Here is a 22,640-nt window from a genome sequence, read left to right as displayed (position 1 = left end):
GACGTCCTTGTCTGTTTGGCGTGGCAGTTGTACTGACGGTTGAACGGGCAGTTAGTGAGGGATGACGGGGATGATGATCGGCACGACTGCTGCCACGAGGCCGCCGAGGCCGCCGCCAATGAGCGGACCGACCACCGGGATCCAGGAGTAGCTCCAGTCGCTGGAGCCCTTGCCCTTGATGGGGAGCAAGGCGTGCGCGATGCGGGGGCCCAGGTCACGGGCGGGGTTGATGGCGTAGCCGGTGGGGCCGCCGAGCGAAACACCGATACCGACGACCAGCAGGGCCACCGACAGCGGGCCGAGCCCGGAAGGCGTCCCGCCGAAGGTCAGGATGACGAACACGAGGACAAAGGTGCCGATGATCTCGGTGATCAGGTTCCACTGGTTGGAGCGGATCGCCGGGCCGGTGGAGAAGACGGCCAGCTGGCTGGCGGGCTCCTGCTCAAGATCAAAGTGCTGCTTGTGGGCCAGCCACATCACGACCGCGCCGAGGAAGGCACCGGTCAGTTCACCGCCGAAGTAGGTCAGGGTTGAGGCGAAGTCGACCGGAACGCCGGGAGCGTACAACTTCTTGCCGTTGACCAGCAGGCCAAAAGTCACGGCAGGGTTCAGGTGCGCACCTGAGATGGAAGCAACATAGACACCGGAGAAGACGGCAAGGCCCCACCCCCAGGTGACCATGAGGAACCCGCCGTTATTGCCCTTGGTGCCTTTGAGCGCAACGTTGGCCACAACGCCGCAACCCAGCAGGGTCAGCATGGCGGTACCGAATAATTCGGATAGGAAAACTATTCCAAGAGACATCTTTGACTCCTCTATTTTCTGTTGTCGGCCTCCGCGAGTTTGGAAGCCGTTGGGCCGGCAGCATGTTCGTGCTGCCGGCCGGCCACTGCGCCGGCCGCCAGGGCGGACCGCGCAGTGCTTGCACCCGGGCTTCCCTGCCCGGGCACGCAAGCAATATCAGGCGACCAGGCTGTGGACCCGGACACCGTGGAACCGCTGTAGCACCTCCTGTGCGTGGCTGATCTCTGAGGCCCGGCGTGCCGCGTCCCAGCCGAGCGGTCCGGAAAGGATGTCCGCGACTTCGTTGAGCAGTTCCCCTGTCACCAGGCCGCGAAAGGCCAGGGACGTGCGGCGGATGAGGACGTCCACGAGGTGCCCGATCTGCTCATGGGCGGCCATGAACTCCAGTTCCCGGGTGCTCAGCTCGCGGGTGGAATGCAGCAGCCGGTCCGGCTCGCCGGCCGCGGCCCCGTCCAGGAAGCGGATGACTTCTTCGGCACGGGTCCCGTAGCGGGTCAGCAGCCCGGTGACGCGGGCGGCGTCGCGGCCGGCCGACATGTGGGCCTTGATCCAGCGCTGGACGCCGTCCTCGCTGTCCGGGAAGCCGGCGCCGCCGCCGATGGCGAGCTTCGCCGTCGAAACCTTCCGTTCCATACCGAGTTCGGCCAGGACGTCGTTGCTCAGGTGCTCGGCGAGGGCCCGGAACGTGGTCCACTTGCCGCCGACGAGGCTGAGGACGGCGCCGCCCGCCGCCGCACGGCGTTCGATCCGGTAGTCCCTGCTGACGAAGCCGGGCTGGGTCGCGTCGTGCTTCGGAAGCGGCCGAACACCGGAGAACGAGTAGACAATCTGGTCCCGGCCCACCGGGATGTCCGGGAACACGTGGCCGATCAGGTCAAAGAAGTAGTCGATTTCCGCTTCGGTGCACACGGCGTCCTGGGCCATGTCGGCGTCGACGTCGGTGGTGCCGACCAGGACGCGGTCCCCCATCGGGTAGATCAGTACGATCCGGCCGTCGGTGTGCTCGAAGAAGATTTCGCGGCCGTTGCACGCCGCGAGCAGCTCCGGATGGTCCAGCACGATGTGCGAACCCTTGGTTCCGCCCATGAACGACGACGCCGCCCCCATGGCCTCGTTGGTCAGGTCGACCCAGGCGCCGGTGGTGTTCACGACAACGTCGGCAGTGAAGTCGAACACCTCACCGGTCAGTTCATCGCGCAGCTGGACAGTGGTTCCGGGGGTGCTGGGGGTTCCGGGGGTTCCGGAGCCGCCCAGCGAGACCAGGGAGACGTAGTTGCTGGCGCGGGCGTGGCCGTCCGCGCCGCCGGCCTTCTCGCCGTCCTGGAGCACGTCGAGGGTGAGGCGCTCGGGGTTGTGGACGGAGGCGTCGAAGTACGTGGCCGCGTACTTGATCCCGGGGTGCAGGCGGGGCAGCTCGGCGAGGGCGCGTTTGCGTCCGCGGAACTGGTGGCGCGGAACCGTGCCGCCGTCGCGGGAGAAGAAGTCGTACATGCTCAGGCCGAGCTTGATCAGGAACGCCCCGCGTTCGGTGTGCTTGCCCTGCTTGTGGGTCAGGAAGCGCATGGGGGCGGCCAGGACCCCGGAGAAGGTGCTGAAGATCGGGATCGTGGTCTGCAGCGGCTTGACGTAGTGCGGCGCGATCCGCAGAAGCCTGTTGCGCTCGGTCACCGACTCCTGGACCAGGCGGAACTCGCCGTTTTCGAGGTACCGGATACCGCCGTGGATCATGTGGGAAGAGGCGCCGCTGGCACCCTGGCAGTAATCGCCGCGCTCAACGAGCGCCACATCCACGCCCTGCAGCGCCAGGTCACGGAACGTTCCGACCCCGTTGATTCCGCCTCCGATGATCAGAACCTGCGCGTGCCGCCGCGTCCGCAGCTTCTGCACCGAGGCGCGATCGTTCGCCGGTGTGCCGACTGAGTCCTTCTGTCCCAAAATTGCTCCCTTGGGTTTGATTCTGTGCGGCACGCCCGTGGCGCGGCGCCGTTCAACACTATTCTTTGGACTAATGGAAAATGGAGTCAAGCACTATGCACAAACGTGCAGATGGGAAATGTCATGATGCAATCACGCCAGTCCGACGCCCTCCGCGCGGCCCAGCTGTATTACCTGCAGGACCTGACCATGGACGCCATCGCCCGCGAGCTCCGGACGTCCCGGTCCACGGTTTCCCGGCTGTTGTCCGCGGCGCGCGATTCGGGTCTCGTGCAGATCCAGATCCGCAGCCCGCTGGACACCGGGCCCGAACTCGAGGGCATGATCCGCGCCGAATACAAGGTGGATGTCCATGTCGTTCCGGTGGTGGACACCCTCAATGAGGCGGAAACACTGGACCGTGTGGCCATGCAGGCTGCCCGGACGATCGGACCGCTGGTGGACTCCAACGCCATCATCGGCGTCGCATGGGGCTCCACCCTGAGCGCCGTGAGCCGGCACCTGACGCGCAAGATCACCCACGACAGCGTGATCGTCCAGCTCAACGGCGCCGGGAACATGCAGACCACCGGCATCACCTATGCCTCGGACATCATGAGGCGGTTCGGGAGCGCCTACGGAGCACGGGTGGAACAGTTTCCCGTGCCGGCCTTCTTCGACCACGCCGCGACCAAAAGGGCAATGTGGAATGAGCGGAGTGTTCAGCGGATCCTGGAGCTGCAGGCCCGGATGAGCATCGCGATCTTTGGTGTCGGATCGGTCGACGCCGACTACCCCAGCCACGTCTACGCCGGCGGCTACCTCGATGAAGACGACCTGAACGTCCTGGCGAACTCCGATGTGGTGGGCGATGTTGCCACGGTGTTTTTCCGCGCCGACGGGTCCTCGGACGGCATCACGCTCAACGCGCGCTCCACCGGCCCGGACCTGGCCCAGCTCCGCCAGGTCCGGCGCCGCATCTGCGTGGTGTCCGGTGCTTCCAAAATCAACGGGCTCAGGGGCGCGCTGGCGGCAGGACTGGCCACCGACCTGATCCTGGACGAGGCCAGCGCCCGCAGGCTCGTCCGGTTCGACGGACTGGGCTGAGCGGTTGCGGGCACCGTGACCGGCGCGGCCGGCGGCAACGGCGGTCCGGCACTCGCCAGCGCCAGTGGGTAAAGTCTTTGTCATGAGACTCTCCCCCCGGCTGACCCTGAACAACGGCGTATTGATCGACCGGCTGGGGTTCGGGCTGTACAAGGTCCCCCCGGCCGACGCCGCCAGCCTGGTGACCATGGCGGTCGAGACCGGCTACCGGCACTTCGACACCGCCGCCATGTACGGCAACGAGACGGGCGTCGGCAAGGGAATCGGTGCCCTGTCCGGATTTGAGGGCACCGGCGGCGGGCCTGGGGAAACCGCACCCTACGTTTCCCGCGAGGACCTCTTCATCACCACCAAGGTCTGGAATGACGACCACGGCTACGACGCCACCATGCGTGCGTTCGACACCTCGATCTCCAACCTCGGCCTGGAATACATCGACCTCTACCTGATCCATTGGCCGTGCGCGCGCCGTGGCCTGTTCCCGGAAACGTACCGGGCCCTGGAGACGCTGTACCGCGAGGGCAAGGTCCGCGCAATCGGCGTCTCCAACTTCCAGCCGCAGCACCTGGACCGGCTCCTGGAAACGGCGGAGGTGGTGCCCGCCGTGAACCAGATCGAACTTCATCCCTGGCTGCAGCAGGATGAACTGCGGGAAAAGCACGAGCTGCTGGGTATCCGCACCGAGGCGTGGAGTCCTTTGGGCCGCGGCCAGGTCCTGAAGGACCCCGTGATCCTGGCCCTGGCGGCCGAACACGACCGCACGCCGGCACAGATCATCCTGCGCTGGCACCTGCAGCTGGGCAATATCGCCATCCCCAAGGCCAGCTCGTCCGGGCGGATCCGTGAAAACTTCGAGGTCTTCGACTTTGAGCTCTCCCCGCTGGATATGACGGAGGTCGGCGGCCTCGAACGCGGCTTCCGGACCGGCTCCCACCCCGACAACGTCGCATAGGATTCGAACCAATGGAACAAGTGGATACCGGGTCCTCACGCACGCCCCTCTTCAGCGGCGGACTCGACGCCCGCACCCGGGCCGCGTCCGTTGAGGTTGACGGTGCCCGGATCGCGTACTGGGTCTACGAACCCGCCGAGGTCACCCCCGAAACGCGCACCATCCTGGTGGTGCACGGGTTCCGCGGCGACCACCACGGCCTGCTCCGGGTAGCCGACCAGCTGACGGACATGCGCCTGATCATGCCGGACCTGCCGGGCTTCGGCAGCTCGGCCGCCTTCGCGGGAACCGGGCACAGCGTTGCCGGCTACAGCCAGTTCCTGGGCGGTTTCATGGCTGCTCTGGGACTGGGCGCGGACACGGTCCTGCTGGGGCATTCGTTCGGTTCGATCATTGCCAGCCATTTCGTGGCGGCCAACCCCGGTGCCGTGGCCGAGCTGATCCTTGTCAATCCCATCGCGGCGCCCGCCCTCGAAGGGCCCAAGGGCCTGATGACGAAGCTCGCGGTGCTCTACTACGAGGCCGCCGCACGCCTTCCCCAGCGGCTCGGGCTGGCCCTGCTGCGCAGCCAGGCGATCGTGCGGGTGATGAGCGTGACCATGGCCAAGACCGGGGACAAGGACATCCGCCGGTTCGTGCACGCCCAGCACAGCGCCTATTTTTCCTCCTTCGCGGACCGGGACAGCCTGCTTCAGGCCTTCAAGGCCTCGGTGGGCAGCAACGTCACCGAGGTGGCCGGCGACCTGACGCTGCCGGTGCTGCTGATCGCGGGCGAGAAGGACGAGATCGCCATGCTGGCGGACCAGCACAAACTCGCGGCGCGGCTCCCGGACGGGAGGCTGGAGGTCATTCCCGGCGTCGGGCACCTGATCCACTACGAAACCCCCGAGCCCGCTGCCCGCTACATCAGACGCTTCCTAAAGGACCACGCCGCGTGAAAATTCTCATTGATGCCCGCTTCACCCGGCTGGACCACCACGACGGAATCAGCCGTTACGGCGCCAGCCTGATCGCGGCGGCCGCCAGGATCGCCGACGTCTCGATGCTGATCAGCGACACCCGCCAGCTCGCGCTCCTGCCCGATGTTCCCTACACCCTGATCAACAGCCCGCTGTCCCCGGCCGAACTCTTCGTGGCGGCCAAGGTCAACAAGCTGGGCGCCGACGTGGTGGTATGCCCCATGCAGACCATGGGCAGCTGGGGCCGGAAGTACGCCCTGGTGCTGACCCTGCACGACCTCATCTACTACGAGCACCCCACCCCTCCCGGATTCCTGCCGGCCCCCGTCAGGGTCCTGTGGCGCCTGTACCACAAGGCTTTCTGGCCCCAGCGGCTCCTGCTGAACCGGGCGGACATCGTGGCGACGATCAGCTCCACCACGGCGGCCCTGATGGCGAAGTACCGGCTCACCCGGCGTCCTGTCAGGATTGTCGGCAACGCCCCCCAGCACGGCCACACCCCGCGCGATCCCGGGGCGGGGGCCGACAAGACGCTGCTCTACATGGGTTCCTTCATGCCCTATAAGAACGTGGAGACCATGGTCCGCGGCATGGCGGAACTGCCGGACATGACCCTGCATCTGCTCAGCCGCATCACGCCCGAGCGGCGGGCCGAGCTCGAGGCACTGGCTCCGGAGGGCGCAAGCATCGTCTTCCACAACGGGGTGACCGAGGCCGAGTATGAGGCCCTCCTGGCACGCACCACCGCCCTGGTCAGCCTGTCCCGGGCCGAGGGCTACGGACTGCCGCTCGTCGAGGCCATGTCCCACGGCACGCCGGTGATTGCCAGCGACATCCCGATCTTCCGGGAGGTCGGTGACGATGCCGTCAGCTACGTGCATCCGGACTCCCCGGCGGAGTTTGCCGAGGCGGTGCGCACGCTCGAGGACCCCGCCCTGTGGAAGGCCCGGTCCCGCCGTTCAGTGGAGCGGGCCGCAGACTTCAGCTGGGATGAGTCGGCGCGGCGGCTCGTGGCCGTCGCCGAAGAGGCCGTCGCGCTCCGGAACCGGCCCCGCGACCGGAGATAGCCGGAACGGCTGTAAGTGGCCGGCACGGAAATCCGCTCCGCGCCGCACCCAAAGCGAGGCCGGGATGACGCCGGCGCCACGGGCCCCGACCACCCATTTGCCGCGGAGGGCCGCAATACGGAGCCTCATTCCGGCCATCTGCGGCGAATGGCCGCCGGCCTGCGGGGCCGTTGTGGCATGCGCGCCCGTTGCATGGAGGGACCGCCGTGCCGGTGGGGCCATGTGAGCCGCGGAGACGCGGGGACGCAATGGAGGGTCCTACAGGACGTCGACGCCGTCCAGGCGCAGTTGCACCGGGTCGTCGCTGCGTTTGGCTGCGGCCGCCGCCTTGACGGCCCGCATGACGGCCGTGGCAGCCGCGGCCTGGGCGTAGGGGATGAACAGCAGGGTCCGGACCTCCTGGCCGGAGTCCCGGGGCACAGCATTCCGTGGCACAGCATCCCGGGGCACAGTATCCCGCGTCGCAGCATCCTGCGGCTGCGTGCGGCCTGCCCCCGCGGCCGCCGGCAGGATCAGGGGCGCGGGCCCGGCCGTCCTGAGGACGGTTCCCTGCACCGCCAGCCGCTGCTGAATGGCGTCCGTGAAATGGCCGACGGCGGTCCTGCCGCCGGTGACGGAGGCGACCCGCACGGCGGGCGGCAGCTGCAGTTCCTGCCGCAGTGCCAGTTCCCGGCTGGCGTACCCGGCGGGATCCCAGCGCAGCAGGGCGCCAACCCCGGCGGCGTCGTCGGCGGTGATGACCACCAGGCCTCCCTCGGAAGCGGGCCGCACCAGGGCCGCGGCGTTGAACCAGCGGCGGACCGCGTCCTCCCCCGCCCTCAGGTTTTCCCGGCGCAGCAGCGAATCGCCGTCGAGCAGCAGGGCCGCGGCGTACCCGCCGAAGGCCACGGGTTCGGCACCGACGGTGGCCACCACGAGGGCCGCGGTCTCCGCAACGGTGGCCTTGATCTGGTCCCCGGAGGAGGTGATGACCGGTTTTCCCGGAAACGCCCGGCCCAGCTCCTCCGCGGTGCGGAGGGCTCCCGTGGCGCCGCGCCTTAGCTTGGCGCCGTTGCACGTGCCGCAGCGCCAGGCCGGGGCCGGGGCCGAGCACCAGCGGCATTGCGGCACGGCGCTGCTCCCGGCCGGGCCGGCGATCGCCAGCGGGCCGCTGCAGGCAGTGCAGCGGGCCGGTTCCCGGCAGGTGTCGCACACCAGCGAGGGGGCGTAGCCGGCGCGGGCCACCTGGACCAGGACCGGACCCCGTTCCAGGCCTTCCTTGGCGGCCCGCCAGGCCGCGCCGGGGAGCCGGGCGATCCGGGCGAGCGGGTCATGCTCGAGTTCGTAGCTGTCGGCTGTGTTCAGGACCCGCGGGACTGTACGCCGCACGACGGCCCGGTCCGCTTCCACGGCCTGGGCCCAGCCCGAGGCGACCAGCCGCTCCGCTTCGGTGCTGCGCGAATGGGCCGCGAGCAGGCACGCGGCCCCCTCCTGGGCCGCCCGGAGCAGGAGGACTTCGCGGGTGTGCGCGTACGGGGAGCGCTGCTCGATGTGGAGGTCGTCGCCGTCGTCCCAGCAGATGACGAGCCCGAGGTTCGGCACCGGCGCGTAGGCCGCGGACCGCGTGCCCACGGCGACCCCGGCGGCGCCGCTGAGCACGCGCAGGAAGCTGCGGTAGCGCGGCGTCTGGCCGTCGTCCGCGGTGAGCCGGGCGACGTCGCCGGCGGGAAGCAGTTCCAGCAGGGCAGATTCCACGCGGTCAAGGTCCCGGTAGTCGGGCACCACGACGACGGCGCCGCGGCCGGAGATCCGCACCGCGGCCACGGCTTCGGCGATCATCCGCGGCCAGCCGGCGGGCCCGTACCCCTGCAGGGCGGTCAGCACGGCCCGGGGCGACTCCCCCGCGGCGAGGTGGGCGAGGAATGCCGCACCGTTGCGGTACCGGGTCCAGATGCTGCCGGCGGCCGGCGACGGAAGCGACACGTCGGTCGCCAGACCGAACGTCTCAGTGCCGAACAGCGCGGGATCGAGCCGGCCGTCCGGGGCGAATTCCTTTTCCAGCTTGGCCATGCGCGGCGGCACGGCCACGCGCAGGACATCGCTGACCGTTCCGGCGTAGCGCGAGGCGATCCGGCCGGCGAGCTCGGCCACTGCGGGGGTCAGGACCGGGACGGCGGAGAGCACCTTGTGCAGCGGCACCAGGGGGTGGCCGGCGTCGGATCCGGCGGTGCGCTCCAGCAGGTATCCGGCCAGTTCCTGCCCGTTGAATTTGACCTTGACCCGGACTCCGGGGATGGCGTCGGCGTCGAGGGCGGCGGGGACGCTGTAGTCGAAAGGCCTGTCCAGGTGGGGCAGCGAGGACTCGATCAGCACCCGTGCCACCGGCAGATGTGCCGCAAGGGCCGGCCCGGACGCTTCCGCGGCGGAGGCGGGAAAACCCTGGAGCAGGGACAGCTGCTGGGGTTCACCGGGCGCGCCGCCGGCAGGAATGGGACTCACGGCTCGCACCTCCCCTGAGGATCGTTCGACACATGCACTGTTTCAAAATGCACTGTTTCCGAAATGCACTGTATTCCCAAATGCACTGTAGCCAGGCCACCGGAGGGCGGCCTGGCTACAGCACATCACGCAGGACTGACAAACTCACTGTCAAAACACACCGCCGGGGCGGCTTTGGACCGTGTGGGCCGGGTCTTAGGCGTTGAAGAACGCCTTCAGCTCGTCGACCCGGTCCAGGCGTTCCCACGTGAAGTCCGGGTCTTCGCGGCCGAAGTGACCGTGGGCGGCGGTCTTGGCGTAGATCGGGCGCTTGAGGTCGAGGGCGTCGATGATGGCCCGCGGGCGCAGGTCGAAGATCTCGGCGATCGCGGCGCTGATGCGGGCCGGGTCCACGGTTTCGGTTCCGAACGTCTCAACGTAGGTCCCCACCGGGCGGGCCTGGCCGATCGCGTAGGCGATCTGGATTTCGGCACGCTTGGCGAGGCCGGCGGCCACCACGTTCTTGGCGACCCAGCGCATGGCGTAGGCGGCCGAACGGTCCACCTTCGACGGGTCCTTGCCGGAGAACGCGCCGCCGCCGTGGCGGGCCATGCCGCCGTAGGTGTCGACGATGATCTTACGGCCGGTGAGGCCGGCGTCGCCTACCGGGCCGCCAATCACAAAGGCACCTGCGGGGTTGAGGATGTTGCGGGTCCGTGAGGTGTCCAGGTTGGACAGTGCCATGACCGGCCCCACCACGTGCTCGGCGAGGTCGGCCCGGAGCTGGTCCAGGCTGGTGCCTTCGGCGTGCTGGCTGGAGATGACGACGGTTTCGACTGAGACCGGGCGGTCGCCGTCGTAGCCCACGGTGACCTGGGTCTTGCCGTCCGGGCGCAGGTAGGCGAGTTCGCCGTTCTTGCGGACCTCGGTCAGGCGCTCGGAGAGCCGGTGCGCGAGCCAGATCGGCACGGGCATGTAGGACGGCGTTTCGTCGCTGGCGTAGCCGAACATGAGTCCCTGGTCGCCGGCTCCCTGGAGGTCGTAGTCGTCCTCCTGGCGGCCCTCACGCGCTTCGAGGGAGTTGAACACGCCGCCGGCGATGTCGTTGGACTGCTGGCCGATGGATACCGAGACGCCGCACCGGGCGCCGTCGAAGCCGTTGGCCGAAGAATCGTACCCGATGCCCAGGATGGTCTCCCGGACAATCTGCGGAATCTCGACATAGGCATCGGTGGTGACCTCGCCCGCGACGTGGACCAGCCCGGTGGTGGCCAGCGTCTCCACGGCTACCCGGGACTCGGGGTCTTTGTCGAGCAGTGCGTCGAGGATCGCATCGCTGATCTGGTCACAGATCTTGTCGGGGTGGCCCTCCGTCACCGACTCGGACGTGAAGAGCCGGAGCGCGGCGGGCGTGGACCCGTGGAAGGCGGGGATGTGCAGCGGTAAAGTCACTCAACTACCTTACTGGTTGGATAACGGACGTCCGGCGGCGTGTGTCCCCGTGCTAAGGAGATGTTGGTTACGCCGGGCTACGCCGGCGGTACAGCCCGGCTCAGCTCGGCGCTGATCCGGTCGATCACGGCAGCCGCGACGTCGGATTTGGAACCCGACGCCTCTTGGGGTTCGGAGCCGTCACGGGAAAGGATGACTACTGTGTTCGTGTCCTCGCCAAAGACCAAGTCCCGGCCCACCTGGTTGACGACCAGCAGGTCGCAGGCTTTCCGGTGCAGCTTGGCCCGGGCATAGTCCAGGACATCGCCGCCGGCATCGCCCGTCTCGGCGGCGAAGCCGACGATCAGCTGATTCCGGGACGCGGCGTCGCGGACCTCGACGAGTTCGCGCAGGATGTCGGGGTTGCGCACCAGGTTGATCACGGGATCGGCGACGTCGTCGCGCTTCTTGATCTTGGTCCCGGCGACGTCCGCCGGCCGGAAGTCCGCGACCGCGGCGGCCATGATGACGACGTCGGAGTCGGCGGCCGCGTGCAGCGCCGCCTCCCGCAGTTCCAGGGCCGTTTCGACCTGGACGATTTCGACGCCGGCGGGCGCCGGGACTTCCATGTGGGCGGTCAGCAGGCGGACGCGGGCTCCGGCGTCGCGGGCCGCGGCGGCCAGGGCCACGCCCTGCTTGCCGGAGGAGCGGTTGCCGAGGAACCGCACGGGGTCCAGCGGTTCCCGGGTGCCGCCGGCACTGATGGTCACCGTCAGTCCGGCCAACGGCGTAACCGCCGGCTGCGCCGTTGCAGGCGCGGCGGCCAGGGCAGTGGTCACGTCCGGGTCAACGGCCGGCATCGCCGCGGAAGTTGCGGAAGCGTTGGCGGCGGCCGCTTCGGCGCCGGCGAGGGCCATGGCTGCGGTGAAGATCGCCTCCGGCTCGGGCAGGCGGCCGGGACCGGAGTCGGCGCCGGTCAGCCGCCCGCTCGCGGGTTCCAGCACGGTGACGCCGCGGTTGCGCAACGTTTCGACGTTGGCCTGGGTCGCGGGGTGTTGCCACATTTCGGTGTGCATGGCCGGGGCCATGAGCACCGGGCAGTCGCCGGCCATCAGCAGGGTGTTGGTGAGGAGGTCGTCGGCCTGGCCGGTGGCCGCGCGGGCCAGGAGATCGGCCGTGGCCGGGGCCACGACGATCAGTTCGGCCTCGTGGCCGAGACGGACATGGTTGACCGTGTGGACGGCGTCGAACACGCTGTTGCTCACCGGGTGCCCGGACAGGGCCTCCCACGTCGCGACGCCGACGAAGCGGGTGGCCGCCTCGGTGGGGATGACCGTGACGTCATGCCCGGCTTCAGTAAAAAGCCGGAGGAGCGATGCCACCTTGTAGGCGGCGATCCCTCCCCCGACTCCGAGGACTATGCGCACGTGATCTCCGTCAGCAGGCAGTCTGTTTACTTGGCTCTTCCCGCGGGGGGAATTACTCTGCGGTTTCGATCGGCGTGGAGACGAGCTTGCCTTCGTTGATCTCGCGCAGGGCGATCGACAGGGACTTCTCGTTCAGCTTGGTGTCGACCAGCGGGCCAACGTACTCAAACAGGCCCTCATGCAGCTGGGCGTAGTACGCGTTGATCTGGCGTGCGCGCTTGGCACCAAAAATCACCAGTCCGTACTTCGAGTCGGCGGCCTTCAGCAGCTCGTCGATCGGCGGGTTGATGATGCCTTCAAGGTTCGTGGACACGAATTCTCCAAATTCTAACGGGCCGGTACGTCCCGGCGCCTAGCGCGGGTTCGGGGTCAGCCCCATGAGTGAAACAAGCTCGTCCGCTGCCCGACGAACGTCATCATTGATGACGGTGTGGTCGAACTCCGGTTCAGCGGCAAGTTCTAGTTTAGCGGTTTCCAGCCTCTGCTGCTGTTCTTCGGCGCTTTCCGTGCCGCGGCCGACCAGCCGGCGGACCATTTCGTCCCAGCTCGGGGGCGCCAGGAACACAAACTGGGCATCCGGGACGGCCTGCTTGACCTGCCGGGCGCCCTGCAGATCGATCTCCAGCAGCACCGAGCGGCCCTCGGCAATGGCGGCGTCAACCGTGCTGCGCAGCGTGCCGTAGCGGTTCCGGCCGTGGACAATGGCCCACTCGAGCAGTTCGCCGTTTTCGACCAGGGCATCGAATTCCTCGGCCGATTTGAAGAAGTAGTGGATCCCGTCCTGCTCCCCCGGCCGCGGCGGGCGCGTGGTGGCCGACACGGAGAGCCAGACTCCGGGGTAGTTGTCCCGGATGTAGGTGGACACGGTGCCTTTGCCAACAGCCGTCGGGCCGGCGAGGACTGTCAGTCCCGGTTTCTTGCTCACATATTCCTTTGGGCGGTGGTGGGCAGCTCGGCGGACCGGGCTACTTGTCGTCAATAAAATCTACCAGCGCCCGGCGCTGGTGGATTCCCAGGCCGCGGACCCGTCGGGATTGTGCGATGCCGAGCTGGTCCATGATGGCCGCCGCCCGGACCCGGCCGATCCCGGGCAGGGCCTCGAGCAGCTCCACGATTCTCATGCGGGCAATGGCGTCGTCGGATTCGGCGGCACTGATGACATTGGCGATGGTCAGCTCCCCCGTCTTGAGCCGCTCCTTTGCCTCGGCCCTGGTGGCCCTTGCGGCAGCGGCCTTGCGAAGGGCGTCGGAACGCTCCTGAGGAGTGAGTGGTCTCAAACTCACGGAAGGCCTCCCTGCATGGCGGGACGGGGCACTCATGCCCTTGCCCCGAACCTACCGTCAGGCGGCGGCAGAAATCAATGGAAATCTGCGCGCCGGCCAGTTCGGGAACGGGAAAAGCACAATTCCGAACGGGACGGCCCCCGGCCCGGGTCCGGCAGCTCCGGTCCCGGGCCGGCGAGGCGGCTGCCGCTAAGCCGCGAGGAGTTCGTCGAGGGTGCGCCGCGCGGCATCCCGGAGGGACTGCAGCTGCGGTCCGGCGCCGAGAATCTCCCGGCTCGAGGTCCCCAGGACCTGGGGATAGGCCGCACCGAACGTGCGGCGCAGGTCCGCGGCCGTGGCGCCCTGAGCGCCCAGCCCCGGGGCCAGGATCGGCCCGCGGACCGCCGCCAGATCGATATCCAGTGCGGAAAGGGCCGAGCCCACCGTGGCACCGACCACCAGGCCCACGGAACCGAGCGAACCGTCATAGCGCTGGTTCTCCACCGCGGCCGCTTCCGTGATCCGCCGCGCGACGGAATCGCCCCCGCCGACGTGCTGGACCGAGGCGCCCTCCGGGTTCGAAGTCAGCGCGAGGACGAACACCCCGCGGCCGGTCCCGGCCGCCAGGTCCAGGGCGGGCCGGAGCGACTCAAAGCCCAGGTACGGGCTCAACGTCACCGAATCCGCGGCCAGGGCCGAGCCGTCCCGCAGCCAGGCATCCGCGTAGGCGGCCATGGTGGAGCCGATGTCGCCGCGTTTGGCGTCCGCGATGGTCAGCACGGACGCTTCCGCCGCCGCGGCCAGGGTGCGTTCGAGCACGGCGATTCCAGCCGATCCGTGGCGCTCGTACAGGGCCACCTGCGGTTTCACCGCGGCAGCGAGGGAGCCCACTGCCTCCAGCACGGTCAGCGAGAAGCGTTCCAGCCCGGCGGCGTCGTCAGTGAGCCCCCAGCGCTGCAGCAGCGCCGGGTGCGGGTCGATGCCGACGCACAGCGGGCCGCGGTCCGCCATGGCCCGCCCCAGCCGGGAGCCGAAGGTCTCCCGGCCGGCCGCCGGGGCGGTGGATGCCTCAGGCATCCTGGAGCGCCTTCAGGTTCGCGGCGTGTTCCTGCAGGCTCGTGACCGACCATTCGTAGGTGCGCAGCGCCTCGATGGCCTGGACGGCCGCGTTGAACTCGGCCACGGTGGTGATGCACGGGATCCCGATCGAGGTCGCGGCGGCACGGAGTTCGTAGCCGTCGCTGCGGGCCTCGCCGCCGGAGGGTGTGTTGAATACCATGTCGATCTCGCCGGCGATGATGAGGTCGGCGATGGTGCCTTCGCCTTCGGCGCTGGAACCTTCGGCGACCTTCCGGACCGGGGTGGCCTGGATCCCGTTGCGGCGGAGCACGTCGGCTGTGCCGCCGGTGGAGACGATCTCGAAGCCGAGGTCCGAGAGCCGCTTGACGCCCATGATGACCGAGCGCTTGTCCCGGTTGGCCACCGAGACGAAGATCTTGCCCTCGGTGGGCAGGGCGTTGTTCGCGGCCGCCTGGCTCTTGGCGAAGGCCGTGTCGAAGTGCTTGTCGATGCCCATGACCTCGCCCGTGGAGCGCATTTCCGGGCCGAGCAGGGAGTCCACCACCTTGCCCTCCGGGGTGCGGAAGCGGCTGAACGGCAGCACGGCTTCCTTGACCGAGACCGGCGCGTCCAGCGGCAGGGTGGAGCCGTCGCCGCTCTCCGGCAGCATCTTGTAGGCGCTGCGGAGCTGGTTGATGGTGACGCCGGTGCCGATCAGGGCCGCGGCTTTCGCCATCTGGACACCCGTGGCCTTGGAGACGAACGGGACGGTGCGGGACGCGCGCGGGTTGGCTTCGAGGACGTAGAGCACGTCGGAGGCCAGGGCGAACTGGATGTTGATCAGGCCGCGGACGCCCACGCCCTCGGCGATCGCCAAGGTGGCGGTGCGCACCCGTTCCAGTACGTTGCCGCCCAGGGTGATGGGCGGCAGGACGCAGGCCGAGTCGCCGGAGTGGATGCCGGCCTCCTCGATGTGTTCCATGATGCCGCCGAGGTACATCTCCGTGCCGTCGTAGAGGGCATCGACGTCGATCTCGACGGCGTCCTCGAGGAAGCGGTCGATCAGGACCGGGTGGTCGGGGGTGATCTCGGTGGCGTTGGCGATGTAGCGGGAGAGGTTGGGCTCGTCGTAGACGATCTCCATGCCGCGTCCGCCGAGGACGTAGGAGGGCCGGACCAGGACCGGGTAGCCGATCTCGTCGGCGATCTTCTTGGCGTCCTCGAAGGACACGGCGGTGCCGTTCTTCGGCGAGACGAGCCCGGCCTTGTCGAGGACGCGGGAGAAGGCGCCGCGGTGTTCGGCCAGGTCGATGGCCTCCGGCGAGGTGCCGAGGATCGGCACGCCGGCGTCGGCGAGCTGCTGGGCGAGCTTGAGCGGGGTCTGGCCGCCGAGCTGGACGAAGACGCCCATGACCCCGCCGGTGCGCTCCTCGGCCGCGATGACCTCGAGGACGTCCTCCAGGGTGAGCGGCTCGAAGTAGAGCCGGGTGGAGACGTCGTAGTCGGTGGAGACGGTTTCCGGGTTGCAGTTGACCATCACGGTCTCGTAGCCGGCCTTGCGCAGCGCCATCGAGGCGTGCACGCAGGAGTAGTCGAACTCGATGCCCTGGCCGATCCGGTTGGGGCCGGACCCGAGGATGATGATGGACGGCTTGGCGTGCAGCGCAACCTCGTCCTCCTCGTCATAGGAGGAGTAGTGGTACGGGGTGTAGGCGGCGAACTCGGCCGCGCAGGTGTCCACGGTCTTGTAGACGGGACGGATGCCCAGGGCCTGCCGGACCCCGCGGACGACGTCCTCGGAGTTGTGGGTCAGCGCACCGATCTGTTCGTCGGAGAAGCCGTGGCGCTTGGCGCGGGTCAGCATCTCCGGCGTCAGCGCCGCGGCCTGGCGGATTTCGAGCGAGATCTCGTTGAGCAGCTGGAGCTGGTCCAGGTACCAGGGGTCGATCTTGGTCGCCTCGAAGAGCTGTTCCACGGTGGCGCCGCCGAGCATGGCGCGCTGCACCTGGTGCAGGCGCTCGGTGGTGGGGCGCTTGGCCTTCTCGATCAGCTCCGCGACTTCCCATTCCGGGACGTGGCTGAAGTCCAGCTGGGAGCCCTTCTGCTCCAGGGAGCGCAAGGCCTTCTGCAGGGCCTCGGTGAAGTTCCGGCCCATGGCCATGGCCTCGCCCACCGACTTCATGGTGGTGGTCAGGGTGGGGTCCGCCGCCGGGAACTTCTCGAAGGCGAAGCGCGGGACCTTCACCACCACGTAGTCCAGGGTCGGTTCGAAGGACGCCGGGGTCTTCTGGGTGATGTCGTTCGGGATCTCGTCCAGGGTGTAGCCGAGGGACAGCTTCGTGGCGATCTTGGCGATCGCGAAGCCGGTGGCCTTGGACGCGAGGGCGGAGGAACGGGAGACGCGGGGGTTCATTTCGATCACGACGACGCGGCCGGTGTCCGGCTCGACGGCGAACTGGATGTTGCAGCCGCCGGTGTCGACGCCGACTTCGCGGATGACGGCGATGGAGATGTCGCGCAGCCGCTGGTATTCGCGGTCCGTCAGGGTCAGCGCCGGGGCGACGGTGATCGAGTCGCCGGTGTGCACGCCGACCGGATCGAAGTTCTCGATGGAGCAGACCACCACGACGTTGTCGTTCTTGTCCCGCATCATCTCGAGCTCGTACTCCTTCCAGCCGAGGATGCTCTCTTCGAGCAGCACCTCGGACGTGGGGCTGTACTGCAGGCCCTGGCCGACAATCCGGCGCAGGTCCCCCTCGTCGTAGGCCAGCCCGGAGCCCAGGCCGCCCATGGTGAAGGAGGGCCGGACGACCATCGGGTAACCGAGGTCACCGGCCGCGGCGAGTGCCTCGTCCATGGTGTGGATGATGTGGCTGCGGGCCGACTCGGCGCCGCAGCGCTCGACGACGCCCTTGAACTTCTCGCGGTCCTCGCCCAGCTCAATCGCGGCGATATTGGCGCCGATCAGCTCGACGTTGTACTTCTCCAGGACGCCGTTCTTGTCCAGCGCGATGGCCGTGTTGAGCGCCGTCTGGCCGCCGAGGGTCGGCAGGAGCGCGTCGGGGCGCTCCTTGGCGATGATTTTCTCCACCACTTCGGGGGTGATCGGCTCGATGTAGGTCGCGTCCGCGAACTCGGGGTCCGTCATGATGGTGGCCGGGTTGGAGTTGACGAGGATGACCCGCAGGCCTTCCTCCTTGAGGACGCGCAGCGCCTGGGTGCCGGAGTAATCGAATTCGGCCGCCTGGCCGATCACGATCGGGCCGGACCCGATGACCATGACGCTCTTGAGGTCAGTTCTCTTGGGCATTACTTCGTGTCCCCAGTCTTGGAATCGGTGGCAGTCTTTGTGCCGGTCTCTGTCTTTGAAGAAGCGTCCGCCATCAGCTCGATGAAGCGGTCGAAGAGGTAGGCGGCGTCGTGCGGGCCGGCGGCCGCTTCGGGGTGGTACTGCACGGAGAAGGCCGGAATGTCGAGGCAGGACAGCCCCTCGACGACGTCGTCGTTGAGGCTCACGTGGCTGACCTCGACCCGGCCGAAGCGCTCCTCGGGGGCCTGGGTGGCGCCGTTGAGCGGGGCGTCGACGGCGAAGCCGTGGTTCTGCGAAGTGATTTCGACCTTGCCGGTGCGGCGGTCCATCACGGGCTGGTTCAGGCCGCGGTGGCCGTAGCGGAGCTTGTAGGTGCCGAACCCGAGAGCCCGGCCGAGGATCTGGTTGCCGAAGCAGATGCCGAAGTACGGGATCTTCTCATCGAGCACGGAGCGCAGCAGCGCCACCTGGTTGTCCGCGGTGGCGGGGTCGCCGGGGCCGTTGGACATGAAGAAGCCGTCCGGGTTGACGGCCTGGACGTCGGCGAGGGTTGCCGTGGCGGGCAGCACGTGCACCCGGACCCCGCGCTCGGCGAACCGTACGGGGGTCATGCGCTTGATGCCCAAATCGATGGCGGCGATGCTGAACCGCGGCTCGCCGTCCCAGCCGAAGTCCTTGGGCTCCACCGTGTAGGCGGCGTCCACGCTGACTTCCTCGGCGAGCCGTGAGCCTTCCATCGGCGCGCTGGCCAGGACAGCGTCGACGAGTTCCTTGTCCGTGGCGCGGGCGGCGTCACCGGAGAAGATGCCGGCGCGCATGGTCTTGTGTTCGCGCAGGTGGCGGGTGATGGCGCGGGTGTCGACGCCCTGGATGCCGACGATCCCCTGCTCGACGAGCTCGTCGTCGAGGGGGCGTTCGGAACGCCAGTTGGAGGGCCGGCGCGCGGCGTCGCGGACGATGTAGCCGGCCACCCAGATGCGGCGGGACTCGGCGTCGTCGGTGTTGACGCCGGTGTTGCCAATGTGCGGCGCGGTCTGGACCACGAGCTGGCGGGCGTAGGAGGGGTCGGTGATGGTCTCCTGGTAGCCGGTCATGCCGGTCGCGAAGACTGCCTCGCCGAGGGCCGTTCCGGTGGCGCCGTAGCTGGTGCCGCGGAAAATCCGGCCGTCCTCGAGCACGAGGACCGCGGGGGTGGATGCTGCTGCGGGTGCAGTGGGGTTAGCTGGCACTGATTCTTCTGTCACTGTTTTCTCTGACACTGCTGTTTCTGTCACTTCGTTGGATTCCGTCACGTCGTTACTTTCCACTATCGGCTTCTGCCTGAGGGGCTGCGGAGATCAAATCTTGGAGGGTGGTGAGGAGCACGGCCTTGTCCTCGGCGCGGCGCGTCCTGTAGCCGGTGTCGAGTTCGTGGGAACCGAGCATCCAGCTGAGCACCAGCAGGCCGTCCTTTTCCACGAACTTTCCGGCCATGCCGCTTTCCTGCCGCACACCGGTCAGGCATCCGGCCGGGATGAACACCGGGCCGGCGCCCGCGCGCTCGAACAGCACGCCTTCGGGGTGCACGGAGAGCTTGGCGTTGGTGCGGATGCCCAGATTGTGCACGGCGATCCGGTCCAGCCAGTCGCCGGCGGTGGTGGAGGCGACGTACTGGCCGTCGGCGGCGGCCAGCGGGGCGCCGAGTTCGGCGGGAACCTCGGGGAGGGGCTCGACGTCGGACTGGCGGCGCAGGCGGTTACGCCAGCCGACGGCGATGAGGGCAAGCGCGACGCCAATCAGGACGAGCGTGAAGAGCAGGGAGAGGTCCTTGACACTCACGGGCGGCGGCCCGCCGGTCCTGCGTCGAGCGCTTCGGCCGGCCACCGGTACGGGGTGTTGAGTTTTCCGTCGAGAACGGTCGGGTGGCCCTTGAAGAACGTCGCCACTACCTTCCCCGGCAGTTCCCGGCCGGCAAACGGAGAGTTACGGCCCATGGTTGCCATCTTAGAAGGGTCCACGGTCCAGCGCGCAGCCGGGTCCACGAGTATGACGTTGGCAGGCTCCCCGGCCTCGAGCGGGCGGCCCTGGTCCTGGACCCGGCCGATGGCGGCCGGCGCCGTGGAGGTCACGCGGGCAAAATCCTCCCAGCCCATCAGGCCTGTTTCGATCATGGTGTGCTGGACCACGGAGAGCGCGGTTTCCAGCCCGGTCATGCCCATGGCCGCCTGCGCCCACTCGCATTCCTTGTGTTCGCTCGGGTGCGGGGCGTGGTCGGTGCCGACGACGTCGATCGTGCCGTCGGCCAGGGCGGCCCGGAGGGCCTGGACATCGGCGTCCGTGCGCAGCGGCGGGTTGACCTTGTAGACGGGGTCGTAGCTGCGGGCGAGCTCATCCGTGAGCCAGAGGTGGTGCGGGGTGACCTCGGCCGTGACGTTGACGCCGCGGGACTTGGCCCAGCGGATGATCTCCACGGACCCCGCCGTGGAGACGTGGCAGACGTGCAGGCGGGACCCGACGTGCTGGGCCAGCAGCACGTCCCGGGCGATGATGCTCTCTTCGGCGACGGCCGGCCAGCCGGCCAGGCCGAGGACGGCGGAGACCTCGCCCTCGTTCATCTGGGCGCCGGCGGTGAGGCGGGGTTCCTGCGCGTGCTGGGCCACGACGCCGTCGAACGCCTTGACGTATTCGAGCGCGCGGCGCATCAGCACCGGATCGTGGACGCAGATGCCGTCGTCGGAGAACACGCGGACGTGGGCGCGGGAGTCGGCCATGGCGCCGAGCTCGGCGAGCTGCTCCCCCGCGAGGCCCACGGTGACTGCTCCCACCGGGCGGACGTCCACCCAGCCGGCGGTCCGGCCAAGGGTGAGGACTTGCTCCACGACGCCGGCGGTGTCCGCCACCGGGGTGCTGTTGGCCATGGCGTGCACGGCCGTGTAGCCGCCCAGGGCGGCGGCGCGGGTGCCGGTTTCGACGGTTTCGGCGTCTTCGCGGCCGGGTTCGCGCAGGTGGGTGTGGATGTCCACCATGCCCGGGAGCGCGACAAGGCCCGCGGCGTCGATTACTGTTGCGTCCCGCACCCCGGCGCCTTCGGCGTCCAGCTGACGGCCGCGGGCGGCGATCACGCCGTCCCGGATCAGGAGGTCCTCAGCTGCTCCGCCCAGGATCGAGGCCCCCCGGATGAGGTAGGCGCCGTTGTTGTCTGCGTTCTGGTGCTGATCGGCCATCAGTGGCTCTCCTGGTGGGAATAAGTGAGGTTCGGAATGGCGGCGTGCGCCGCGGACGCGGCCGCAGAGGCAGCGGCAGAAACTGGTGCGGCGGCCGGCTCGCGGTTCTCCCCGGACAGGAGCAGGTACAGTGCCGCCATCCGGACTGAGACGCCGTTGCGCACCTGCGCCAGCACGGTGGAGCGGGGCGAGTCGGCCGCGGCTGCGGAGATTTCCAGCCCGCGGTTCATGGGACCGGGGTGCATGATGATGGTGTCCTTGAGCCCCAGGCTGTCGAGGGCACGGAGCCGGTTGTCGTCGAAGCCCCAGCGCCGCGAGTATTCGCGGGTGGTGGGGAAGAAGGAGGCATTCATCCGTTCGCCCTGGACGCGGAGCATCATCATGGCGTCCACGCCTTGCGCGAGGGTCTCGTCGAGGTCGAAGCTGACGGCGCACGGCCATTTTTCGACGCCGATGGGGAGCAGCGTGGGCGGCGCGACGAGGGTGACCTCGGCGCCGAGGGTGCGCAGCAGCCAGACGTTGGAGCGGGCAACGCGCGAGTGCAGAACGTCACCGGCGATGGCGACGCGCATGCCTTTGAGGTCGGCGCCGGCCGAGGGCGTGCCGGCCAGCTTCGACCAGTGCCGGCGCATCGTGAACGCGTCCAGCAACGCCTGGGTGGGGTGTTCGTGGGTGCCGTCGCCGGCGTTGATGACGGCGGCTTCGATCCAGTCGGTCGCGGCGAGCCGGTGCGGGGCGCCGGAGGCCCAGTGCCGGATGACGACGGCGTCGGCGCCCATCGCGGCGAGCGTCTGGGCGGTGTCCTTCAGCGACTCGCCCTTGGAGACGGACGAGCCCTTCGCGGCGAAGTTGATGACGTCGGCGGAGAGCCGCTTGGCGGCGGCTTCGAAGGAGATCCGGGTGCGGGTGGAGTCCTCGAAGAAGAGGTTGACCACGGTGCGCCCCCGCAGGGCGGGGAGCTTTTTGACCTCGCGATCCCCCACCGCAGCCATTTCCTCGGCGGTGTCCAGGATGCGGATGGCGTTGTGCAGGCTCAGGTCTTCGGTGGAGAGCAGGTGCCTCATGCGGTGGCCTCGATGACGACCTCATTTACGGGGGCGCCGTCCACCGAGTCGGTTTCCTCGAGCCGGACCCGGACCTTCTCCGATGAGGAGGTAGGCAGGTTCTTGCCGACATGGTCGGCGCGGATGGGCAGTTCCCGATGGCCGCGGTCGATCAGCACGGCGAGGCGGACAATCCGCGGCCGGCCGAGGTCGATGATGGCGTCCAGTGCTGCCCGGATGGTGCGCCCGGAATAGAGGACGTCGTCGATCAGCACCACAACTTTGTTGTCGATGCCCGTGCGCGGCAGCTGGGTGGGGTAGGGCGGCCTGGTGGGCTGGTGCGAGAGGTCGTCGCGGAACATCGTGACGTCGAGTTGGCCGACAATGGCCGCGGCGTCCACGGTGGGATCCGCGGCGGCGATCTTGGCGGCGAGGCGGACGGCGAGGGGATAGCCCCGGCGCGGGATGCCCAGCAGGACGAGGTCCTGGGAGCCCTTGTTGGCCTCAAGAATTTCATGGGCGATACGAGTGAGCGCGCGGTCAATGTCAGCCTGGTTAAGGACAACCCGGGTGAGCACCACCTGCGCCGGACCCGGTGCTGAAGGCACGGAAGTCAAAGCTCGTCTCCCCTTTCCCCGCCTCACG

19 protein-coding genes are annotated in these 22,640 nt (G+C 68.6%); 4 read left to right on the top strand and 15 right to left on the bottom strand.

Annotated elements, in window-relative coordinates; genetic code table 11:
• Positions 1–51: 51 nt before the first annotated feature.
• Together AC1DDH_RS01470 and AC1DDH_RS01465 are read right to left on the bottom strand one after the other, a co-directional pair.
• On the bottom strand, positions 52–804 hold the full coding sequence (locus AC1DDH_RS01470) for an MIP/aquaporin family protein (protein ID WP_476857068.1): 753 nt from the start codon (positions 802–804) through the stop codon (positions 52–54).
• Between the two features lie 156 nt (positions 805–960).
• A complete protein-coding gene (locus tag AC1DDH_RS01465; RefSeq protein WP_476886473.1) occupies positions 961–2,739 on the bottom strand; it encodes a glycerol-3-phosphate dehydrogenase/oxidase in 1,779 nt (592 codons plus the stop codon).
• 123 nt (positions 2,740–2,862) lie between these two features.
• Here AC1DDH_RS01465 and AC1DDH_RS01460 point away from each other — a divergent pair, with 123 nt between their 5' ends.
• The 4 genes from AC1DDH_RS01460 to AC1DDH_RS01445 all read left to right on the top strand — a co-directional run bounded on the left by AC1DDH_RS01460 (position 2,863) and on the right by AC1DDH_RS01445 (position 6,803).
• Positions 2,863–3,825: a sugar-binding transcriptional regulator gene (locus AC1DDH_RS01460; RefSeq protein WP_476849289.1), complete on the top strand. Its 963-nt coding sequence runs from the start codon at positions 2,863–2,865 to the stop codon at positions 3,823–3,825.
• An 82-nt stretch (positions 3,826–3,907) separates the two neighbouring features.
• Complete coding sequence (locus tag AC1DDH_RS01455) at positions 3,908–4,777, top strand: aldo/keto reductase (RefSeq protein WP_476849290.1); 870 nt, start codon at positions 3,908–3,910, stop codon at positions 4,775–4,777.
• A gap of 11 nt (positions 4,778–4,788) precedes the next feature.
• On the top strand, positions 4,789–5,715 hold the full coding sequence (locus AC1DDH_RS01450) for an alpha/beta fold hydrolase (protein ID WP_476857071.1): 927 nt from the start codon (positions 4,789–4,791) through the stop codon (positions 5,713–5,715).
• A complete protein-coding gene (locus tag AC1DDH_RS01445) occupies positions 5,712–6,803 on the top strand; it encodes a glycosyltransferase family 4 protein (RefSeq protein ID WP_476954702.1) in 1,092 nt (363 codons plus the stop codon). The genes AC1DDH_RS01450 and AC1DDH_RS01445 overlap by 4 nt, the downstream gene beginning before the upstream one ends.
• Before the next feature lie 258 nt (positions 6,804–7,061).
• Here AC1DDH_RS01445 and AC1DDH_RS01440 read toward each other — a convergent pair whose 3' ends face one another.
• The 13 genes from AC1DDH_RS01440 to pyrR form a co-directional block, all read right to left on the bottom strand.
• A complete protein-coding gene (locus AC1DDH_RS01440; protein WP_476954701.1) occupies positions 7,062–9,281 on the bottom strand; it encodes a primosomal protein N' in 2,220 nt (739 codons plus the stop codon).
• 195 nt (positions 9,282–9,476) lie between these two features.
• Complete coding sequence (gene metK / locus AC1DDH_RS01435; protein WP_028276457.1) at positions 9,477–10,712, bottom strand: methionine adenosyltransferase; 1,236 nt, start codon at positions 10,710–10,712, stop codon at positions 9,477–9,479.
• A gap of 77 nt (positions 10,713–10,789) precedes the next feature.
• Positions 10,790–12,118 carry a bifunctional phosphopantothenoylcysteine decarboxylase/phosphopantothenate synthase gene (locus AC1DDH_RS01430; RefSeq protein ID WP_476954700.1) on the bottom strand — a complete coding sequence of 443 codons (1,329 nt, stop codon included), beginning with the start codon at positions 12,116–12,118 and terminating at the stop codon, positions 10,790–10,792.
• Between the two features lie 52 nt (positions 12,119–12,170).
• Positions 12,171–12,431, bottom strand: coding sequence for a DNA-directed RNA polymerase subunit omega (gene rpoZ, locus AC1DDH_RS01425; protein WP_018773134.1), 261 nt, complete (start codon positions 12,429–12,431; stop codon positions 12,171–12,173).
• Positions 12,432–12,470: 39 nt separating this feature from the next.
• Positions 12,471–13,043 carry a guanylate kinase gene (gene gmk / locus AC1DDH_RS01420; RefSeq protein WP_476954699.1) on the bottom strand — a complete coding sequence of 191 codons (573 nt, stop codon included), beginning with the start codon at positions 13,041–13,043 and terminating at the stop codon, positions 12,471–12,473.
• Positions 13,044–13,083: 40 nt separating this feature from the next.
• Positions 13,084–13,401, bottom strand: coding sequence for an integration host factor, actinobacterial type (gene mihF / locus AC1DDH_RS01415; protein ID WP_223916673.1), 318 nt, complete (start codon positions 13,399–13,401; stop codon positions 13,084–13,086).
• A gap of 189 nt (positions 13,402–13,590) precedes the next feature.
• Positions 13,591–14,457: an orotidine-5'-phosphate decarboxylase gene (gene pyrF / locus AC1DDH_RS01410; protein ID WP_476872425.1), complete on the bottom strand. Its 867-nt coding sequence runs from the start codon at positions 14,455–14,457 to the stop codon at positions 13,591–13,593.
• Complete coding sequence (carB, locus tag AC1DDH_RS01405; protein WP_459384934.1) at positions 14,450–17,749, bottom strand: carbamoyl-phosphate synthase large subunit; 3,300 nt, start codon at positions 17,747–17,749, stop codon at positions 14,450–14,452. Before carB ends, pyrF begins: the two co-directional genes overlap by 8 nt.
• Positions 17,749–19,008, bottom strand: a complete 1,260-nt coding sequence (carA, locus tag AC1DDH_RS01400; protein ID WP_476857075.1) for a glutamine-hydrolyzing carbamoyl-phosphate synthase small subunit — start codon at positions 19,006–19,008, stop codon at positions 17,749–17,751. Before carA ends, carB begins: the two co-directional genes overlap by 1 nt.
• A 37-nt stretch (positions 19,009–19,045) precedes the next feature.
• Positions 19,046–19,567, bottom strand: coding sequence for a PH-like domain-containing protein (locus AC1DDH_RS01395; protein ID WP_476849297.1), 522 nt, complete (start codon positions 19,565–19,567; stop codon positions 19,046–19,048).
• Positions 19,564–20,952 carry a dihydroorotase gene (locus AC1DDH_RS01390; protein WP_223916683.1) on the bottom strand — a complete coding sequence of 463 codons (1,389 nt, stop codon included), beginning with the start codon at positions 20,950–20,952 and terminating at the stop codon, positions 19,564–19,566. The genes AC1DDH_RS01395 and AC1DDH_RS01390 overlap by 4 nt, the downstream gene beginning before the upstream one ends.
• Complete coding sequence (locus AC1DDH_RS01385; RefSeq protein ID WP_476954698.1) at positions 20,952–22,016, bottom strand: aspartate carbamoyltransferase catalytic subunit; 1,065 nt, start codon at positions 22,014–22,016, stop codon at positions 20,952–20,954. Before AC1DDH_RS01385 ends, AC1DDH_RS01390 begins: the two co-directional genes overlap by 1 nt.
• Positions 22,013–22,612: a bifunctional pyr operon transcriptional regulator/uracil phosphoribosyltransferase PyrR gene (gene pyrR / locus AC1DDH_RS01380; protein ID WP_026537264.1), complete on the bottom strand. Its 600-nt coding sequence runs from the start codon at positions 22,610–22,612 to the stop codon at positions 22,013–22,015. The genes AC1DDH_RS01385 and pyrR overlap by 4 nt, the downstream gene beginning before the upstream one ends.
• Between the last annotated feature and the right edge of the window lie 28 nt (positions 22,613–22,640).

It is taken from the genome of Arthrobacter sp. 10T425, assembly GCF_056393985.1.
Note: the sequence above shows the minus strand (reverse complement) of the source record. Positions and strands in the feature narration are given on the sequence as shown.

Coding starts and splice junctions, on each gene's coding strand:
- AC1DDH_RS01470 (WP_476857068.1), bottom strand. CDS start 804: ATGTCTCTTGGAATAGTTTTCCTATCCGAATTATTCGGTACCGCCATG.
- AC1DDH_RS01460 (WP_476849289.1), top strand. CDS start 2,863: ATGATGCAATCACGCCAGTCCGACGCCCTCCGCGCGGCCCAGCTGTAT.
- AC1DDH_RS01455 (WP_476849290.1), top strand. CDS start 3,908: ATGAGACTCTCCCCCCGGCTGACCCTGAACAACGGCGTATTGATCGAC.
- AC1DDH_RS01450 (WP_476857071.1), top strand. CDS start 4,789: ATGGAACAAGTGGATACCGGGTCCTCACGCACGCCCCTCTTCAGCGGC.
- pyrF (WP_476872425.1), bottom strand. CDS start 14,457: ATGCCTGAGGCATCCACCGCCCCGGCGGCCGGCCGGGAGACCTTCGGC.
- carB (WP_459384934.1), bottom strand. CDS start 17,749: ATGCCCAAGAGAACTGACCTCAAGAGCGTCATGGTCATCGGGTCCGGC.
- AC1DDH_RS01390 (WP_223916683.1), bottom strand. CDS start 20,952: ATGGCCGATCAGCACCAGAACGCAGACAACAACGGCGCCTACCTCATC.
- AC1DDH_RS01385 (WP_476954698.1), bottom strand. CDS start 22,016: ATGAGGCACCTGCTCTCCACCGAAGACCTGAGCCTGCACAACGCCATC.